Origin of the sequence: Burkholderia sp. AU4i, from assembly GCF_000466765.1 — a bacterium.
GTDB lineage: Bacteria > Pseudomonadota > Gammaproteobacteria > Burkholderiales > Burkholderiaceae > Burkholderia > Burkholderia cepacia.
The window spans coordinates 1-617 of sequence record NZ_ASSI01000454.1 but is presented as its reverse complement, the minus strand read 5'-3'; the positions used below and the strand labels follow the sequence as shown (position 1 = coordinate 617).

The window sequence follows — 617 nt, the reverse complement described above, 5'->3', positions numbered from 1 at the left end:
AAGTGTTGCAGGGCGTGACGCGCCACGCGGCCGCGGCGCTCGGCCGCGCGGATCGCCACGGCGCGCTCGAGGTCGGTCGCCAGGCCGATTTCGCCGCATGGTCGGTCGGCTCGCTGGCCGAGCTCGCCTACTGGATCGGTCGGCCGCTGTGCGAGCAGGTCGTACGCGGCGGCACGACCGTGTTTCGCCGGATGAATGGATAGATAGCCTTATGACCGACACCCTGTTGTTCGCCGACCATGCATACCTGCCCGACGGCTGGCGCCGTAACGTGCTGCTGCGCTGGGACGCGGCCGGCACGCTGACCGGCGTGACGCCCGACACCGACGCCCCGGCAGGCGTCGCGCATGCGGCCGGGCCGGTGCTGCCCGGCATGCCGAACCTGCATTCGCACGCGTTCCAGCGCGCGATGGCGGGGCTCACCGAATACCGCGCGAATCCGGCCGACAGCTTCTGGAGCTGGCGCGACCTGATGTACCGCTTCGCGCTGAAGATCACGCCCGACGCGCTCGCCGCGATCGCGCGCTGGCTGTACGTCGAGATGCTCAAGTGCGGTTATACGTCGGTGTGCGAATTCCACTACGTGCATCACGCGCAGGACGGCTCGCGTTATCCGC

Annotated in this window: 2 protein-coding genes; both read left to right on the top strand. The window is 69.4% G+C overall.

Translation table 11 applies throughout. The features are described 5' to 3' along the window. Positions 1–203, top strand: a 203-nt coding sequence (locus tag L810_RS43455) for an amidohydrolase family protein (RefSeq protein WP_155836516.1), incomplete at its 5' end; no start/stop codon positions are given. Positions 204–211: 8 nt separating this feature from the next. Continuing rightward, a partial coding sequence (locus L810_RS43450) for an amidohydrolase family protein (protein ID WP_155836514.1) occupies positions 212–617 on the top strand: 406 nt, incomplete at its 3' end.